We start from the raw sequence: 17501 nt of genomic DNA on the forward strand, positions 1-17501 counted from the left end.
CCCGAGATCGCCTCCGCGATGCTCCAGCGCCAGCAGGCCGGAGCGGTGGTCGCGGCCCGGCAGCTGATCGTCGAGGGAGCGGTCGGCATGGTCGAGATGGCGGTGACCCGGATCACCGAGCAGGACATCGTCGAGCTCGACCCCGAGCGGAAGGCGGCCATTCGTGTGGCGGCGGTTCGTCGTGCGGCGGCAGTTCGTCGTGCGGTGGCGGCGGGGGCGGATGCGGCGGAGGCAGCTGACACGGGGCAGCTGGTCCGCGGCCGGGCAGGACGGCCGGCGGCGCCCGACGGGACGAGGAGGAGCTCTCTAAGTCCCGCCGGGCGCCTTTTCGTTGGGCCGTGCGGCGCATCCCTGGTGAACACCAGAACCGGCAGGCCCCCGGGGGGATGGAAACCACGCCAAGTTGGGCAAAAACGCTGCGAGTGCGGCGTAGTTCGTGATTCCCTCGGTTGAGAGAACATTCAGCCCTCGGACCCCAGTTGGACCTGATCGGGCGCTTCCCACCTCCCACGTGCACCGCGTCGGGGCGCCCCCTGTCCACGTGTCCATGTGTGTTTTGCGGAGCCGACCCATGCTCACGACCCTTCATACGGCCTATTCCGACACCCGTGCCGCCGATCTGGCCTGGGCGCTGGGGCGTGAACCGCTCCCGGCGCTGGCCGTCCTCGATCTCGGGCTCGGCGGCGCGCAACTGCAGCTGCGGCTGCTCGGCGCCTCCCACCAGGTACTTCTGGAGGAGGAGCAGGGCAGCTGTTCCGAAACCGTCGCCTGTATGCCCGGCAGCAGCACCCCGCTGCCCTTAGGCGTCTCCAAGCGGCTGGGGGACTGGGAGTACGAGTTCGCGGCGCGCGTCGAGACGCTCGGCGCGGGCTCCTTCGCGGGGCGCGCCCAGGAGTTGCTGGCACTCGTCGCCGACCACCCCCACGGACTGGCCGGGACGTTCCCGGGGAGCCCGCACGCCTTCACCGCGATGCTGGCCCAGCGGACCGAGGGCCAGGTGCGGTGGCGCACCTGGCACGCGTACCCGCAGGAGGGCCGGCTGGTGGTGACGCGGACCAGGGTGGGTGTGCGAACGCCGGCAGCGGCGGCGCTGTGACCGGCGCCAACTCCGTTGGGAGTGCGCCGATTACACCCTTGTGGGTGACAAGCGGCGACGTTTCAGTGACGTAGCGTTCGCGGCATGATCGACCAGCAGGTGCCGCTGCGTGGGGGCGCGGCGCGGCTTCCCGTGCGTCCGAGGACCGGCAGGTACCTCGTGCTGGCCACTGTCTTCATCTGCGCCGCCTGCGGGCTGGTGTACGAACTCGAACTGGTCGCACTCGCCTCCTACCTGATCGGTGACTCCGTCACCCAGGCGTCCGTCGTGCTGTCCGTGATGGTGTTCGCCATGGGGATCGGCTCGCTGCTCGCGAAACGGCTGCGCGGCCGTGCGGCGGTCGGCTTCGGGCTGATCGAGGCGGCGCTCGCCCTGGTCGGCGGCTCCTCCGCGCTGGTGCTCTACGCGTCGTTCGCCTGGATCGGGGAGTCGCGGTACGCGTTGGTCGGGTTCTCGCTGGCGATCGGCGTCCTGATCGGCGCGGAGATCCCGCTGCTCATGACGATGATCCAGCGGGTGGACCGGCAGGACGCGGGCGGGGCGGTCGCCGATCTCTTCGCCGCCGACTACGTGGGCGCGCTGGTAGGCGGGCTGGCGTTCCCGTTCCTGCTGCTGCCGATGCTCGGACAGCTGTCGGGCGCGCTGTTCACCGGGACGGTCAACGCGGCGGCGGGCGGGGCACTGGTCCTGTGGGTGTTCCGGCGGGATCTCACCTCCCGCTCCCGGTGGCTGCTGATCGCCGCCAACGTGCTGGTGATCGCCGTGCTCGCCACGGCCGCCGTGCTGGCCGACGACTTCGAGCGGGCTGCGCGGCGTGCGGTCTACGGCGGCCAGGTGCGGGTCGCGCTGCAGAGCGAGGTCCAGGAAGTGGTGCTCACCGGATCGGACCGGAGTTCCCTCGACCTCTACCTGGACGGGCGGCTGCGGGTCAGCTCCCGCGACGAGTACCGCTACCACGAGGCGCTGGTGCACCCGGCGATGAACGGGCCGCACGCCCGGGTGCTGATCCTGGGCGGCGGTGACGGCCTGGCGGCCCGCGAGGTGCTGCGCTACCCGGACGTGCGGAGCGTGACCGTGGTGGAGCTGGACCCCGCCGTCACCCGCTTGGCCCGTACCGACCGGGCGCTGTCCGAGCTGAACGCGCACGCCTACCGGGATCCGCGGATGACGGCCGTGACCGGGGACGCGTTCAGCTGGCTGCGGACGGTGCGGGACGGTTACGACGTGGTGGTCGCGGACCTGCCGGACCCGGGGATCTCGGCCAGCACGAAGCTCTATTCGGCGGAGTTCTACGGACTGGTCGACCGTGCCCTGGCTCCGGACGGCCGACTGGTGGTGCACGGAGGGCCGGCGGTGAGCCGGCCGCGCACCTACTGGACGGTCGAGGCGTCCATGCGGGCGGCGGGACTGCACACCCGCCCCTATCGGATCAGCGGGCGGTACGCCGGATTCGCGGTCGGCCCCGACCGGGCCACGGGCCCGACGGGCGAGGTGCACGGCTGGGGTTTCGTGCTGGCCGGGCCCGCCGCGAGGCCCGTCCTCGGCCTGGACGGCGGGGCGCCGCGGCTGCGGTCCCTGACGGGCCCCGAGCTGCGGGACGCGGGGCGGCGCGCGGAGGCCGGGCGGCTGCGCGGCCAGGCCCCGTCGACGCTGGTGCATCCGCGGTACTGGGAGGAGCGGTGAGCGGTGCGCGGCGGTCCGGTGGCGGGGGTTTCGGGATGCGGAAGCGCTGACGTGGTGGCCGGGGCTGAGTAGGCTCGGTTTCCATGGAGCATGAGGTGTTCGTTCCGGTTCCGGTCCCGGCCCTTCGGCTGACGCTGGGCGATCCTGCCCGGGTCGCGCGCTGTGTGCCGGGGCTCCAGCAGGACGCCGACGCGTCCGCGGGCCCGCTGTCCGGCCGGCTCAAGGTCCGGGCCGGCGGCCACACGATCACGTACCGGGGCGCGCTGCGGCTCACCCCGCTGCCGGGTGCCGCGCACGGGGTGGCCGTGGCGGGCGAGGGCTCGGAGGCGCGGGGCAGCGGTTCGGCGAAGCTGGCCCTGACCGTCCGCCTCACCGCACGCGACGGCGGCACGGCGATCGCCTTCGAGGGCACGGTGAGCGGCGACGGCCGGTTGCTGGAGCTCGACCCGGCGGCGGCGCAGTCCGCGGGCCACCGGCTGCTGGACCGGTTCGCGCAGCAGCTGGTGACGGAGACCCTCGCGGGGGATGCGGGGGATGCCCGGGCGGACGATGCCGGGGAGGCCCGGGCGGACGGGGATGGCGGCGCGGTGGCCGATGCCGGGGATGCGGGCGATGGCGGCGCGGGCCCGGGTGCGGATGATGCGGTGCGGGACGCGGGATCGGACGATGCGGCGCGGGACGCGGGATCGGACGATGCGGCGCGGGACGCGGGTGAGTCCGCCTCCGCAGCCGTCACCGCCGAGGAGCAGGCCGTCGGCGAAGCCGTGGAGCAGGCGCTGGAGGAGGCCGCCGAGGAGGCGGACACCTCGCGGGCCGGTGACGCGCCGGCCCCGCACGAGGCGGCCGCGGACGAGCCCCCGGCGGGGGAGCAGCCGCCGGAGCAGGCCTCCGTGTTCGACACCCCGGTGCCGCCTTCGTCGATGGACCCGGTGGCCGGGATCGAGTTCACCGTCCCGGACGGGCCGCCCGCCGAGGCCGCGCATGCCCGGCGCACCATGATCGGCCGCAGTGCGGAGGAGGTCGACCACGCACCGCCGCGCGGCCGGTACGCCCCCGTCCCGTCACCCGATTCGACCGGTGCGGGCGCCACGCTCCGCTGGGTGGCCCCCGCGGCCGCGCTGGCCCTCGCCTCCGCGGTGGTGGTCGGCCGGGCGCTGCGGCGCCGGAGGTAGCCGCGCCAGTAGGGTCGTCGTGTGAGCAGCAGCGAGAAGGACGTCCGGCTGTCCGTCGGCGACGCAGAGTTGACCGTGAACCCCGCCAACGGCTGTCGTATCAGCAGCCTGCGCATCGGCGGCACCGAACTGCTGCGGCAGGGGGAGCGCTACGGTTGCTTCCCGATGGTGCCGTGGTGCGGCCGGACCGAGAACGGCCAGTTCCACAACGGCGGTGTGCTGCATCAGCTGCCGCTGACCGCCCCGCCGCACGCGATCCACGGCACAGGCCGTGACACGGCCTGGCGCACGGCGCGGGAGAGCGCGACCGAGGCCGCGTTCTACTACGACCTGACCGACCCGTGGCCGTACCCGGGCCGGGTGACGCAGACCTTCGAACTGACCGAGTCCTCGCTGACGTTGGCCTTCGGCGTCGAGACGTACGGGGACTCCTTCCCGGCCCAGGCCGGCTGGCATCCGTGGTTCCGGCGCAACCTCGGCAGCGGCAAGGACGTCCGGATCGACTTCGACGCCGCGTGGCAGGAGGAGCGCGGGGAGAACCATCTGCCGACCGGCCGCCGGATCCCTCCCCTGGCCGGCCCGTGGGACGACTGCTTCGGCATGCCCGACGGTGTCGATGTGACCCTCACCTGGCCGGAACAGCTGGAGCTCACGGTGAAGAGCCGTACCGAGTGGGCCGTGGTCTACGACGAGCAGGACGAGGCGGTCTGTGTGGAGCCGCAGTCGGGCCCGCCGAACGGCCTGAACACCGCTCCCCGCTATGTCACCCCGATCGACCCCCTGGAGATCGCGACGACGTGGAGCTGGCGCACGCTCTGAGCGCGACGCGGTCCGGGGTGGGTGCGGGGCCGGTCGGACCGAGCCGGGCGGGCCGCGCGGGTGCGGAGCCGGTCGGACCGGGCGGGTGCGGGGCCGGGCGGCCTTATCCTCGTAGCCATGACTGACGTACGCGCTGAGCTGTTGCAGCAGATCAAGGACAAGGCCGTGGTCCACGGCAAGGTGACTCTCTCCTCCGGTCTCGAGGCCGACTGGTACATCGATCTGCGCCGCATCACGCTGGACGGCAAGGCCGCTCCGATGGTCGGTCAGGTCATGCTCGACGCGACCGCGGAGCTGGACTACGACTGCGTGGGCGGGCTGACGCTGGGCGCCGACCCGGTCGCCACCTCGATGCTGCACGCCGCCGCCGCCCGTGGGCAGGAGCTGGACGCGTTCGTGGTGCGCAAGGCGCAGAAGGCCCACGGCATGCAGCGCCGGATCGAGGGCACGGAGGTCAAGGGCCGCCGCTGTCTGGTCGTCGAGGACACCTCGACGACCGGTGGATCGCCGCTGACCGCTGTCGAGGCGGTGCGCGAGGCGGGTGGCGAGGTCGTCGCCGTCGCCGTGATCGTGGAGCGGGGCGCGGCTCCGGCCATCGCCGAAGCGGGTCTCCCGTACGTCCACGTCTACTCGGTCCCGGACCTCGACCTGGCCTGACCTGCGCTTTCTCGCAAGGGGGGTCGGTTTCACGTGAAACCGACCCCCCTTGTCGTCTGTCTGCGGCGAGGCGCCCGGGACGCTGGGGGAGTACGCGGGGTGGAGCCGGGACGAGAGTCTGGGAAGATGGGGGCGACGATGACGTCGCCCCCAGGTCAGGGAACCAGCAACGCACACCCGCACATCCCAAGGAGCGGACAGATGCCCATCGCAACCCCCGAGGTCTACGCCGAGATGCTCGACCGGGCGAAGGCAGGCAAGTTCGCCTACCCGGCCATCAATGTGACGTCGACGCAGACCCTGCACGCTGCGCTGCGTGGTTTCGCTGAGGCCGAGAGCGACGGCATCGTCCAGATCTCCACCGGTGGGGCGGAGTTCCTGGGCGGCCAGTACAACAAGGACATGGTCACGGGCGCCGTCGCCCTCGCCGAGTTCGCGCACATCGTCGCCGCCAAGTACGACATCACGGTCGCGCTGCACACCGACCACTGCCCCAAGGACAAGCTGGACACGTACGTCCGTCCGCTGATCGACATCTCCGCGGAGCGCGTCGCCAAGGGTCTGAACCCGCTGTTCCAGTCCCACATGTGGGACGGCTCGGCCGAGACGCTGGCCGACAACCTGTCCATCGGCCAGGAGCTGCTGGCCAAGGCCGCCGCCGCCAAGATCATCCTTGAGGTCGAGATCACCCCGACCGGTGGCGAGGAGGACGGCGTCACGCACGAGATCAACGACGAGCTCTACACGACCGTCGACGACGCGCTGCGTACCGCCGAGGCGCTCGGTCTGGGCGAGAAGGGCCGCTACCTGCTGGCCGCGTCCTTCGGCAACGTGCACGGCGTCTACAAGCCGGGCAACGTCGTCCTGCGTCCCGAGCTCCTCAAGGACCTCCAGGAGGGCGTCGGCGCCAAGTACGGCAAGACGTCCCCGTTCGACTTCGTCTTCCACGGCGGCTCCGGTTCCACCGCCGAGGAGATCGCCACCGCGCTGGAGAACGGCGTCGTGAAGATGAACCTCGACACCGACACCCAGTACGCCTTCACCCGACCGGTCGCGGACCACATGTTCCGCAACTACGACGGTGTGCTGAAGGTCGACGGCGAGGTCGGCAACAAGAAGGTCTACGACCCGCGCACCTGGGGCAAGTCCGCCGAGGCGGGCATGGCCAAGCGCGTCACGGAGGCCTGCGCCAACCTGCGGTCCACCGGTACCAAGCTGAAGTAACTGCGTACGGATGTCTGCCCGGGCCCGGTACCCCTTGGGGTGCCGGGCCCGTGGCGTGCCCGGCATCTCCGTGCCCGGCATCTCCATGCTTGGCATCTTCGTACCCGGCAAAATGATCTGAGGGAGCGGCTGTGAGCACGTCCTACGACTTCGACACCGCCATCGACCGCCGCGGCACCTGGAGCGTGCAGTGGGACGGGGTCGCGGACCGGTTCGGGGTGGACGGACTGCTGCCGTTCACCATCTCGGACATGGACTTCGAGACGGCCCCCGAGGTACTGACCGCCCTGCGGGCCCGGCTCGACCACGGGGTCTTCGGCTACACCGACTGGCGGCTGGGCGACTTCCGCCCGGCCGTGGCCCACTGGTTCGCGAGCCGGTACGGCACCGTGATCGACACCGGGCAACTGGTGTACGGCCCCTCCGTGCTCAGCCAGTTGTCGCAACTGCTCCAGATGTGGACGGCCGAGGGCGACGGCGTGGTCGTCCACACCCCGACGTACGACGGCTTCCGCAAGGCCGTCACCGGGCTCGGTCGCGAGCTGCGCGGGGTGGGTCTCGGGGACACGGAGGCGCTGGAGCGGGAGCTCGCCCGCGAGGACAGCAAGGTCCTCGTGGTCTGTTCGCCGCACAACCCGTCGGGGCGGGTGTGGACGGAGGCGGAGCTCGCGGAGATGGCCTCCCTCGCGGCGCGGCACGGGGTCGCCGTGATCAGCGACGAGATCCACGCCGACTTCGTGCACGAGGGCCGTGTCCATGTGCCGTGGACGCGGGTGGGGGGTGACGGGCGCTGGGCGCTCGTCTCCTCGGCCTCGAAGGCGTTCAACTTCCCGGCGCTGACCGGTTCGTACGGGATCGTCGGCCGTGCGGAGGACCGGACGGAGTTCCTGCGCCGGATGGAGACCGCGGAGGGCCTCGCCTCACCGGCGGTGCTCTCGCTGACCGCGCACATCGCCGCGTACCGGGACGGCGCGGCGTGGCTGGACGCCGTACGCGCGTACGTCGCGGGGAATCTGGCCCTGGTCGCCGAACGGCTGAACGCGGCGTTCCCGGCTCTGGAGTGGGAGCCGCCGCAGGCCGGCTACCTGGCCTGGATCGACCTGCGCCGGGCGGGCGTGAAGGACGACGAGGCGCTCCAGCGTGTGCTGGTCGAACGGGAGCGCGTCGCGGTGATGCCGGGGGCTGTGTACGGGGCGGAGGGCTTCGTGCGGCTGAACGTGGGGTGCGGGCCGTTTCGGGGGCGCTGCCCCCGGACCCCCGCTCCTGCCGGAGGGGCTTGAGCGGCTCGAACGGGCCGGGCAGGGTTTGAGGGGCTCGAACGGGCCGGAGGCTTGAGCGGCTGGGGGACGGGCGGAAGGGCTTGAGCGGTTCGGGTGGGCCGGAGGGGCTCGGTTGCGCGATGCTGAGGGCATGGCGGAGAGCTCAGCAGGTTCCGGCGGTATCCGTGTCGCTTCCACCGCCGGGCGCTGGGTCGTCCTCACCACCGTGCTCGGGTCGAGCATGGCCATGCTCGACTCCACCGTCATCAACGTCGCCCTGCCCCGTATCGGCGAGGACCTCGGCACCGGCCTGGCCGCGCTCCAGTGGACCGTCAACGCCTACATGCTGACGCTCGCCGGGCTGATCCTCCTCGGGGGAGCGCTCGGTGACCGGTACGGGCGGCGGCGGGTGTTCGTCATCGGCGTGGTGTGGTTCGCCGCCGCCTCGCTGCTCTGCGGGCTGGCGCCGAGCGCGGAGGTGCTCATCGCGGCCCGTGCCCTCCAGGGGGTCGGCGGCGCCCTGCTCACCCCGGGGTCGCTGGCCCTGATCCAGGCGAGCTTCCATCCGGACGACCGGGCCCGCGCGGTCGGGCTGTGGTCGGGGCTCGGCGGGGTCGGCGCCGCCGTCGGGCCGTTCGTCGGGGGATGGCTCGTCGACGGGCCGGGCTGGCGGTGGGTGTTCCTGCTCAATCTGCCGCTCGCCGCGATCTGCGTGCCCGTCGCCCTGCGCCACGTACCGGAGTCCCGGGATCCGTACGAGCACGGGCGCTTCGACGTTCTGGGGGCCGCCCTCGCCGCCTTCGCGCTCGCGCTGGTGACGTACGCGCTGATCGAGGCGCCGGGGCAGGGGGCCTCACCGGCCGTGATCGGGGCGGCGGTGGGCGGGGTGCTGCTCGGCGGCGCGTTCGTCCAGGTCGAGCGGCGACGGGCGGATCCCATGCTGCCGCCGTCGGTGTTCGCGTCCCGGCAGTTCACCGCCGTCAACATCGTCACCCTCTGCGTGTACGCGGCGCTCGGCGGGTTCTTCTTCCTCTCCGCCATCCAGCTCCAGGTCGTGGCGGGCTACTCCGCGCTCGGCGCGGGCACCGCACTGCTGCCGACCACCGTCCTGATGCTGCTGTTCTCCGCCCGGTCCGGCGAACTGAGCCGGCGCATCGGCCCCCGCATCCCGCTCACCGCCGGTCCGCTGATCGCCGCCGCCGGGATGCTGCTGATGCTGCGCGTGGGACCGGGGTCCGCCTCCGTGACCGGATACCTGGCCGACGTCCTCCCCGCCGTCGCCGTCCTCGGCATCGGCCTGGTGGCCCTCGTGGCACCCCTCACCGCGACCGTCCTGGCCTCCGTGGACACCGGCCGGGCCGGCCTCGCCAGCGGTATCAACAACGCCGCCGCCCGCGCCGCCGGGCTGATCGCGGTCGCCGCGCTGCCGCTGCTCGCCGGAATGGGCCCCGAGGCCTACCGCGACGCCGGGGAGTTCGCCGTGACCTTCCGGCGGGCCATGCCGATGTGCGCCGGGCTGCTGGTCCTCGGCTCCCTCATCGCGTGGGCGACCGTCCGTACGCCGCCGGCCGCCGTGCAGGAAACCGCCCAGCCCGAATGCACGGTGCACTGCGGGGTCACGAGCCCTCCGCTGGAACCCGCCCCGGACAGGTCCTAGACGTTTCACGGCCTTGTGCGCACCGGATGCCCCGGGCGGCGCCGCCGGCAGGCACACTTGAACCCATGTCGATCCACGAGAACCTGCTCGGGGGCCCTGCCCCGACCCACCTGCCCGACGACCCGGAGCCGCGCGAACTGCTCGCCGCCGGCACCGCGCCCGCCGATGTCGCGGCGAAGTACCCGACTTCCTCGCTGGCCTGGGCACAGCTCGCCGACGAGGCGTTCGAGGGCGGCCGGGTCATCGAGTCGTACGCCTACGCCCGCACCGGCTACCACCGCGGCCTGGACGCCCTGCGCCGCGCCGGCTGGAAGGGCCACGGCCCCGTACCGTTCGAGCACGAGCCGAACCGTGGCTTCCTGCGCGCCCTGCACGGCCTCGCGCGCGCCGCGCAGTCGATCGGTGAGCAGGAGGAGTACGAGCGCTGCTCGACGTTCCTGCGCGACTCCTCGCCGACCGCCGCCGAGACCCTCGGCTGACCGACGCGTACTCCTGCCGGGCCCCGTGGACGATCGCTGTCGGCGGGGCCTCCGCGCTGTCGCGGCCTGCGGATCTCCGCTTAGGATGCGGGCAGGGGACCGGAGCTCCACCACCTCACAAGGTGGGGGCGGACCGCTACCCGGAAGCTCGTGTCGAGGAGACAGCGATGTCGACGATTCCCCCCGACCCCGAAGCCACCGGTGCGCAGACCCCGCACCTCGACTTCGCGGGAACGACTCCGTACGAGGACTACGTCCAGGCGGATGTCCTGACCCACCTCCAGCACCTCCGCTCGGACGACCCCGGCGAGATGGTCTTCCTGGTCACCACCCAGGTCATGGAACTGTGGTTCACCGTCATCGTCCATGAGTGGGAGACCGCCGCGCACGCCCTGCGCGAGGACCGGCTGGGCGTCGCGCGCGACGCGCTGAAGCGGTCGTTGCGGGAGCTGGAGGCGCTGAACGCCTCCTGGACGCCGCTCGCCCAGCTCACCCCCGCCCAGTTCAACTCCTACAGGTCCGCGCTCGGCGAGGGCTCCGGCTTCCAGTCGGCCATGTACCGGCGGATGGAGTTCCTGCTCGGCGACAAGTCCGCGTCCATGCTCGTGCCGCACCGGGGCGCGCCCCGTGTCCACGCCGAGCTGGAGAAGGCGCTCGCCGAGCCGAGTCTGTACGACGAGACGCTCGCCCTGCTCGCCCGGCGCGGTCACGCGGTGCCCCGGGCCGTGCTCGGCCGCGACCTCACCCAGAAGTACGAGCCGTCGCCCGAGGTCGAGGCCGTCTGGGCGGAGATCTACGCCAACCCCGACCAGAACGACGAACTGGTCCGCCTCGGCGAGGCCCTCACCGACGTGGGCGAGCTCGTGTGGCGCTGGCGCAACGACCACCTCGTCGCCACCCGGCGGGCCATGGGTTCCAAGACCGGGACCGGTGGCTCCGCCGGGGTCGCCTGGCTGGAGAAGCGCGCCACGAAGAACGTGTTCCCCGAGCTCTGGACGGCCCGCAGCCATGTCTGATCTCCAGGAGCGCGCACAGGCGCTCGACACCGCGGACGGTCTGGCACCGCTGCGCAAGCTCTTCACCCTCGACGACACCGTCTACCTGGACGGCAACTCGCTCGGCGCACTGCCCCGTCATGTGCCCGCCCGGCTGCAGGAGGTCCTCACCCGCGAGTGGGGCGAGCTGCGCATCCGGTCCTGGGACGAGAGCGGCTGGTGGACCGCGCCGGAGCGGATCGGCGACCGCATCGCCCCGATCGTCGGTGCGGCGGCCGGCCAGATCGTCGTCGGCGACTCGACGAGCGTGAACGTCTTCAAGGCCGTCGTCGCCGCCACCCGGCTGGCCCCGGAGGGCCGCGACGAGATCCTGGTCGACGCCTCCACGTTCCCCACCGACGGGTACATCGCCGAGTCGGCGGCCCGGATGACCGGCCACCGGATCGTGCCGGTCGCTCCCGCAGACGTACCGGGCGCGCTCGGCCCGCGTACCGCCGCCGTGCTGCTCAACCACGTCGACTACCGTTCCGGCCGGCTCCACGACCTGCCGGCGCTCACCGCCGCGGTGCACGCCGCGGGCGCGGTCGCCGTCTGGGACCTGTGCCACAGCGCGGGCGCGCTGCCCGTCGGGCTGGACGCCCACGGGGTGGACCTGGCGGTCGGCTGCACGTACAAGTACCTCAACGGCGGCCCCGGTTCGCCCGCGTACCTGTACGTCGCCGCACGGCATCAGGCGGCCTTCGACTCGCCCCTGCCGGGGTGGACCTCGCATGCCGACCCGTTCGCGATGACGCCCGGGTACGCGCCCGCGGACGGTGCCGTACGGGGCCGGGTCGGAACGCCCGACATCCTGTCCATGCTGGCCCTGGAGGCGTCCCTCGACGTCTGGGACGGGGTCGGGATCGACGCGGTACGGGCCAAGTCGCTGGCGCTGACGGACTTCTTCCTGGAGTGCGTCGCCGCATACGCCCCCGAGGGCCGGGTCACCTCCGTGACCCCGGCCGCCCACGCGGAACGCGGCAGCCAGGTCGCGCTGCGGTGCGAGGACGCCGAACCCGTGATGGCCGCGCTCATCGCGCGCGGAGTCGTCGGGGACCTGCGGCGGCCGGACGTGCTCCGGTTCGGCTTCACTCCGTTGTACGTGGGGTTCGTCGACGCGGAGCGGGCGGCGCGGGTGCTCGCGGACGTGTTGACCGGTTCCGCCGCTCCGGCGGCGTAGGCTGCCGGGTCAGTCCGGCGACCGGCTCGCCCCGGTCGCCGGACGGGCCCCGGAGCTGTCGTGCGGGCAGCAGAATGGGTGCGACGACAGCCGACGGGCAGGGAGTTGCGCCAGGTGCTCTTCGACAGCGACGCCGACGGTGGGAACGGGAGCGACCGCTCCCGCTACGTACGGGCCTCGCGCGAGGTCCTCGCCGACGTGGTGAACCGCCCGGAGGACCTCCGGGCCCTGTGCGACATCGGTTTTCCGCAGCGCCCCTTCCACCTGGCCCCGGTCCTGGCCGCTGTGGGCTGTGCGGTCGAGGGAGGCGGCCCCGTCGTGGACCTCGATGACGAGGTGGTGGTCATCGAGGAGGAGTTCGGCAACGTCCTGCTCTTCGGCGCGGTTCAGGGCTGGTACCTCTTCCTCGGTCTCGATGACGGCAGGGTGTACGCGCTCCCCGACGAGCCGGAGCTCTTCGACGGGGGCCTGCGCCCGGTCCACACCGACCTCTCCTCGCTCCGGCACCTGCTGGAACTGCTGCACGGGCGGGTACTGAAGGTGGACCGCGAGTGGGCCGGCGGCGACCGGAGCGCGCCGTACGCCGAGCTGGCCCGCTTCGCCGACGGGATCCAGGACGAGTTCGCCCGCGTCGACCCGGTGGCCTTCTCCGAGGAGGAGTCCAAGGAGAGCCCCTGGGTCGCCTTCTTCGGCGACCTCCGGGGCGGGCTGTACGGCACGTACTACTCCCGGCCGGGCCCGGTCTGACGCGGGATCACCTGCCGCCTGGGAGCGGGATGCCTCCGTACTGATACCGTCCCCGCAGGTCAAGCCAGTTGGGCATGTCACAGGGACGGTTGGAGCAGCATGTCGGATTCTGCCGCGCGTGATCAGGACGCAGCCGAGACCGAGTCGGCGTTCTCGCATCCGGTCGTCGCCCCCGATGTCTCCGCCGCCTACGGCAGCCACCCGGACCAGGTGATCGACTTCTACGCCCCGCGCGACGGGCGCGCGGGCGCCCCCGTCGTGGTCGTCCTGCACGGCGGGGCCTGGCGGGCACCGTACGACCGGCTTCACATGTCGCCGTTCGCGGACTTCCTGGCCCGGCGCGGGTTCGCCGTCGCGAGCGTCGAGTACCGGCGCGGCAGCGAGCTCCCGCAGCAGCGCGGATCCGGTCCGGTCGCCGGGCGCTGGCCGGAGACCTTCGACGACGTCGCGGCGGCGATGGACGCGCTGCCGGAACTCCTGGTGCTCCACATGCCGTCGGCGGACGCCCGGCGGATCGTCGTCACGGGGCACTCCGCGGGCGGGCAGCTGGCCCTGTGGGCGGCCGCCAGGCACGTGCTGCCGGAGGGCTCGCCGTGGCGGCTGCCGCGGGCGCCCGCGCTGCGCGGAGTGGTCGCGCTCGCCCCGATCGCGGACTTCGCCTCGGCCGTCGGGCTGGGTGTGTGCTCCGATGCGGTCGGGCAGTTCCTCGGGCGCGCGGAGGACTTCACCGAGCGCGCCGCGCACGCCGACCCGGCCCTGCTGCTGCCCACCGGCATCGCCACGGCGGTGGTCCAGGGCACCACCGACCTGACCGTGCCGCAGGCCGTCTCGGAGGCGTTCGTCGACGCGGCGGCGAAGGAGGGCGAGACGGTGGGGCTGACGCTGCTGCCGGACGTCGGGCACTTCCCGCTGATCGACCCGGCGGCCGACGCGTGCGCCGTGGTCGCCGAGGAGATCGCCCAGCTGGCCTGGTAGCGCCCGGGCCACCGCTGCCACGCGACGGACCCCGGTAGTACTTGCGACGGACGGCTCAGGATCCGTATCACTGCTGACGACCGGGGGCGCCGCGCCCCCTACCGTGGAAGCGTGACCGAGACCAAGACCAGAAGCCCGGAGTTCCGGGTGGCCGAAGAGGCGATAGGCGGCCTGCGCCAGGACCTCATCCACGATGCGTTCGCCTATCGTCCGCTGGGGCCCATGCGGACCGACGGGGTGCTGACCCGGCGGCTGCCGGAGCGGCTCCGGGCGCGGGCCGAGTGGACTCCGCACGCGGTGGTCCTGGCGGCCGCGCTGCTCGCCTTCATGATGGGCTTCTCCGTCACCGGCAACGCCGGAGTCCTCGTGTCGGGGCTGGTGCCCGCCGCGTGCGTCGGGATGTCGCTGGTGCGGCCGGTCGGGGCGTTCTGGATGTCGATGGCGCTCATGCCGGTGAGCATGGTCGCCGGCAGCTCCGACGGGCCGTGGATGCCGAGCACGTTCTTCGCGCACCTGGTGGTGCTGGTCGTCGTCGCGGCGAGGACCAAGCCGCGCACCGCGGCCTGGATGTGGGGCCTGACCGTGCTGTTCGGCACGCTCCTGGAGAACGTCGGCGGATGGAACTCCGGGCCGTCCACACCCGCCATGGCGGTGGCGTCCGCGTTCGCGCTGCTCCTGGTGTGCGTGGTGCAGGTCCGCCGTGAGGCGGAGCGCGAGGTCACCGTGCAGCGCACGGTGACCGCCGTCGAGCGCGACCGGCGCACGCTGCTGGAGGAGCGCACCACCATCGCCCGCGAACTCCACGACGTGGTCGCCCACCACATGTCGGTCGTCGCGATCCAGGCCGAGGCCGCCCCCTACCGGGTGGAGAACCCGCCGCCCGAGCTGGAGCAGGCCTTCCTCACGATCCGGGAGAACGCCGTCGCGGCCCTCACCGAACTGCGCCGGGTCCTCGGCGTCGTACGGGCCGAGGACTACGAGGCGCCGGACGCCCCGCAGCCCACCCTGGCCGAACTCGACGGGCTGCTCGCCAACGTCGGCGAGGCCGGACTCCCGACGGAGAAGACCGTGACCGGTGCGGTGCGCGAGCTGCCGCAGGGCGTCGAGCTCTCGGCGTACCGGATCATTCAGGAGGCCCTCAGCAACAGCCTGCGGCACGCGCCGGGCGCCACCGCGAAGGTCGAGATCGGCTATGTGCTGGGCGGTCTGGGGCTGCGCGTCGTCAACGGTCCGCCGACCGCCCCGGTGAAGCCCTCACCCGGTGCCGGGCACGGGATCACCGGCATGCGGGAGCGGGTGGCGATGCTGAACGGCGAGATGACGGCCGAGACGACCGCGGAAGGCGGTTACGAGGTCACCGCCTTCATCCCCGTGCAGGCGGCGGCCCCGTCCGACGCGCCCGCGGCAGCCGCAGGGGAGCAGGCGTGACGGCCGCCGCCGGTACACCGATCCGGGTGCTGATCGTCGACGACCAGATGATGGTCCGCGAGGGCTTCTCGGTGCTGCTCAACGCGATGCCGGGCATCGAGGTCGTCGGCGAGGCCGTCAACGGGCGGGAGGCCGTCGCCCAGGTCGCGGCGCTCCGTCCCGACGTGGTGCTGATGGACATCCGGATGCCGGAGCTCAACGGCATCGAGGCGACCCGTGAGATCGTCGCCGCCGACGCGGACGCGAAGGTGCTGGTGCTCACCACGTTCGACCTCGACGAGTACGTCTACCAGGCGCTGCGTGCCGGCGCGTCCGGCTTCCTCCTCAAGGACGCCTCGGCCCGCCAACTCGCGGACGGGGTGCGCGTGGTGGCGTCCGGCGAAGCGCTTCTGGCCCCCACGGTCACCCGTCGCCTGATCACCGAGTTCTCCAAGCTCGCGGCGGCCCCGCGGCCGCCGGCCCTCGCCCAGATCGGCGACCTCACGGAGCGCGAGACGGAAGTACTCGTCCTGATCGCCCAGGGCCTGTCGAATGCGGAGATCGCCTCGCATCTGGTGGTCGCCGAGTCCACGATCAAGACCCATGTGAGCCGCATCCTGGTGAAGCTGGGCCTGCGCGACCGCACCCAGGCGGCGGTCTTCGCCTACGAGGCGCGGCTGGTCACGCCGTCGTGAGCCGGGCGGCGGGCCCCGGGGCAGGGCTGGCCCAGGGCCAGGTGGCCGGTTAGCTTCGGTCCATGGACCAGCCCCCGCGCGCCGACTCCGGCCCCGTCGCCCCGTTCGATCCCTGGTCGGCGGCGTTCGTCGCCGATCCGTACCCCGCCTATGCCGAGCTGCGCGCCACCGGCCGGGCGCACTACTTCGAGCCGACGGACCAGTGGCTCGTCCCGCACCACGCCGACGTGTCGGCGCTGCTGCGCGACAGGCGGCTGGGCCGGACGTATCTGCACCGGTTCACGCACGAGGAGTTCGGCCGGACGCCCCCGCCCGCCGCCCACGAGCCGTTCGAGACGCTGAACGGGCAAGGGCTCCTGGACCTCGAACCGCCGGACCATACGAGGATCCGGCGCCTCGTCTCCAAGGCGTTCACCCCACGTACCGTCGAACAGCTCGTCCCGACCGTGCGGCGGCTCGCCGCCGGGCTGGTCGACGACTTCGTCGCGCAGGGCGGCGGCGATCTGCTGACGGCGGTCGCGGAGCCGCTGCCGGTCGCCGTGATCGCGGAGATGCTCGGCATTCCGGAGTCCGACCGCGCACCGCTGCGGCCCTGGTCGGCGGCGATCTGCGGGATGTTCGAGCTCAACCCGTCCGAGGAGACCGCCCGGGCCGCCGTCCGCGCCTCCCTCGACTTCTCCGCGTATCTGCGGGAGCTGATCGCCGAGCGGCGTGGCAACCCGGGGACGGACCTGATCTCCGCGCTCATCGCCGCCCATGACGAAGGCGAGCGGCTGACCGAACAGGAGATGGTCTCCACGTGCGTGCTGCTCCTGAACGCGGGCCACGAGGCGACCGTCAACACCACGGTGAACGGCTGGTGGACGCTGCTTCGGCATCCGGATCAGCTGGCCGCGCTGCGGGCGGACCACACCCTGCTGCCCACTGCGGTGGAGGAGCTCATGCGCTACGACACCCCGCTGCAGATGTTCGAACGCTGGGCGCTCGACGACGTCGAGGTCGGCGGCACGGTCATTCCGCGAGGCTCGGAGGTGGCCCTCCTCTTCGGCTCGGCCAACCGTGACCCGGCCCGTTTCGCGGACCCGGACACGCTCGACCTGGCCCGGCGGGAGAACCCGCACATCACCTTCGGCGCGGGCATCCACTTCTGTCTCGGGGCGCCGCTGGCCCGAGTGGAGCTGGCCGCCTCCTTCGACGAGTTGCTGCGCCGGGCGCCCGGCCTGCGACTGGCCGCGGAACCTGAGTGGAACCCCGGTTACGTGATCCGAGGAGTGAAGGAACTCCGGGTCGAGCTCTGACGCYCGGCCGGGGCCGGGGGCACTCCTCACAGCGACCGCGATGGTGCTGGCGGCGGGCGGCCTGGCGGCGCTGCGCCGGCGCGACATGCTGACCTGAGGCGACGGGGGCGGGCGGCAAG

General features: G+C 72.7%; 16 protein-coding genes and 1 pseudogene. All 17 read left to right on the forward strand.

What is annotated here, in order from left to right:
• Positions 1-162 (forward strand): annotated as a pseudogene (locus tag EAO72_RS43380) (SPFH domain-containing protein); the annotation flags it as partial.
• 409 nt (positions 163-571) lie between these two features.
• Positions 572-1096, forward strand: coding sequence for a DUF2617 family protein (locus EAO72_RS27685; protein ID WP_187285241.1), 525 nt, complete (start codon positions 572-574; stop codon positions 1094-1096).
• Positions 1097-1180: 84 nt separating this feature from the next.
• Positions 1181-2779: a polyamine aminopropyltransferase gene (locus EAO72_RS27690; RefSeq protein WP_148019895.1), complete on the forward strand. Its 1599-nt coding sequence runs from the start codon at positions 1181-1183 to the stop codon at positions 2777-2779.
• Positions 2780-2862: 83 nt separating this feature from the next.
• Complete coding sequence (locus EAO72_RS27695; RefSeq protein WP_410090510.1) at positions 2863-3951, forward strand: SRPBCC domain-containing protein; 1089 nt, start codon at positions 2863-2865, stop codon at positions 3949-3951.
• Positions 3952-3972: 21 nt separating this feature from the next.
• Positions 3973-4770, forward strand: a complete 798-nt coding sequence (locus EAO72_RS27700; RefSeq protein ID WP_148019896.1) for an aldose epimerase family protein — start codon at positions 3973-3975, stop codon at positions 4768-4770.
• A gap of 117 nt (positions 4771-4887) precedes the next feature.
• Positions 4888-5427, forward strand: a complete 540-nt coding sequence (gene pyrE / locus EAO72_RS27705) for an orotate phosphoribosyltransferase (RefSeq protein ID WP_148019897.1) — start codon at positions 4888-4890, stop codon at positions 5425-5427.
• 201 nt (positions 5428-5628) lie between these two features.
• Entirely contained in the window at positions 5629-6651 is a 1023-nt protein-coding gene (gene fbaA, locus EAO72_RS27710; RefSeq protein ID WP_148019898.1) for a class II fructose-bisphosphate aldolase, read from the forward strand.
• Positions 6652-6782: 131 nt separating this feature from the next.
• Positions 6783-7931 carry a MalY/PatB family protein gene (locus EAO72_RS27715; RefSeq protein WP_148019899.1) on the forward strand — a complete coding sequence of 383 codons (1149 nt, stop codon included), beginning with the start codon at positions 6783-6785 and terminating at the stop codon, positions 7929-7931.
• A gap of 130 nt (positions 7932-8061) precedes the next feature.
• Entirely contained in the window at positions 8062-9567 is a 1506-nt protein-coding gene (locus tag EAO72_RS27720) for an MFS transporter (protein ID WP_148019900.1), read from the forward strand.
• A gap of 65 nt (positions 9568-9632) precedes the next feature.
• Positions 9633-10046: a DUF3151 domain-containing protein gene (locus EAO72_RS27725; protein WP_148019901.1), complete on the forward strand. Its 414-nt coding sequence runs from the start codon at positions 9633-9635 to the stop codon at positions 10044-10046.
• A 167-nt stretch (positions 10047-10213) separates the two neighbouring features.
• Positions 10214-11062: a tryptophan 2,3-dioxygenase family protein gene (locus tag EAO72_RS27730; protein WP_148019902.1), complete on the forward strand. Its 849-nt coding sequence runs from the start codon at positions 10214-10216 to the stop codon at positions 11060-11062.
• On the forward strand, positions 11055-12260 hold the full coding sequence (gene kynU, locus EAO72_RS27735; RefSeq protein WP_148019903.1) for a kynureninase: 1206 nt from the start codon (positions 11055-11057) through the stop codon (positions 12258-12260). The genes EAO72_RS27730 and kynU overlap by 8 nt, the downstream gene beginning before the upstream one ends.
• A gap of 60 nt (positions 12261-12320) precedes the next feature.
• Positions 12321-13007, forward strand: coding sequence for an SUKH-4 family immunity protein (locus EAO72_RS27740; protein WP_148019904.1), 687 nt, complete (start codon positions 12321-12323; stop codon positions 13005-13007).
• A 99-nt stretch (positions 13008-13106) separates the two neighbouring features.
• Positions 13107-13982 (forward strand): alpha/beta hydrolase family protein, encoded by an 876-nt coding sequence (locus EAO72_RS27745; protein ID WP_148019905.1) that lies wholly within the window; start codon positions 13107-13109, stop codon positions 13980-13982.
• Between the two features lie 111 nt (positions 13983-14093).
• The gene (locus EAO72_RS27750; protein WP_148019906.1) at positions 14094-15410 is read left to right on the forward strand and encodes a sensor histidine kinase; all 1317 of its coding nucleotides are present in this window, start codon (positions 14094-14096) and stop codon (positions 15408-15410) included.
• Complete coding sequence (locus EAO72_RS27755; RefSeq protein WP_148019907.1) at positions 15407-16084, forward strand: response regulator; 678 nt, start codon at positions 15407-15409, stop codon at positions 16082-16084. Before EAO72_RS27750 ends, EAO72_RS27755 begins: the two co-directional genes overlap by 4 nt.
• A gap of 62 nt (positions 16085-16146) precedes the next feature.
• Positions 16147-17382, forward strand: coding sequence for a cytochrome P450 (locus tag EAO72_RS27760; RefSeq protein ID WP_148019908.1), 1236 nt, complete (start codon positions 16147-16149; stop codon positions 17380-17382).
• Positions 17383-17501: the final 119 nt, after the last annotated feature.

Origin of the sequence: Streptomyces sp. OR43, from assembly GCF_008042275.1 — a bacterium.
Taxonomy (GTDB): Bacteria; Actinomycetota; Actinomycetes; order Streptomycetales; family Streptomycetaceae; genus Streptomyces.

Bases quoted from the DNA above. Each gene is read 5' to 3' on its own strand.
- EAO72_RS27685 (WP_187285241.1), top strand. From the start codon at position 572: ATGCTCACGACCCTTCATACGGCCTATTCCGACACCCGTGCCGCCGAT.
- EAO72_RS27690 (WP_148019895.1), top strand. From the start codon at position 1,181: ATGATCGACCAGCAGGTGCCGCTGCGTGGGGGCGCGGCGCGGCTTCCC.
- EAO72_RS27695 (WP_410090510.1), top strand. From the start codon at position 2,863: ATGGAGCATGAGGTGTTCGTTCCGGTTCCGGTCCCGGCCCTTCGGCTG.
- pyrE (WP_148019897.1), top strand. From the start codon at position 4,888: ATGACTGACGTACGCGCTGAGCTGTTGCAGCAGATCAAGGACAAGGCC.
- fbaA (WP_148019898.1), top strand. From the start codon at position 5,629: ATGCCCATCGCAACCCCCGAGGTCTACGCCGAGATGCTCGACCGGGCG.
- EAO72_RS27720 (WP_148019900.1), top strand. From the start codon at position 8,062: ATGGCGGAGAGCTCAGCAGGTTCCGGCGGTATCCGTGTCGCTTCCACC.
- EAO72_RS27725 (WP_148019901.1), top strand. From the start codon at position 9,633: ATGTCGATCCACGAGAACCTGCTCGGGGGCCCTGCCCCGACCCACCTG.
- EAO72_RS27730 (WP_148019902.1), top strand. From the start codon at position 10,214: ATGTCGACGATTCCCCCCGACCCCGAAGCCACCGGTGCGCAGACCCCG.
- kynU (WP_148019903.1), top strand. From the start codon at position 11,055: ATGTCTGATCTCCAGGAGCGCGCACAGGCGCTCGACACCGCGGACGGT.
- EAO72_RS27745 (WP_148019905.1), top strand. From the start codon at position 13,107: ATGTCGGATTCTGCCGCGCGTGATCAGGACGCAGCCGAGACCGAGTCG.
- EAO72_RS27760 (WP_148019908.1), top strand. From the start codon at position 16,147: ATGGACCAGCCCCCGCGCGCCGACTCCGGCCCCGTCGCCCCGTTCGAT.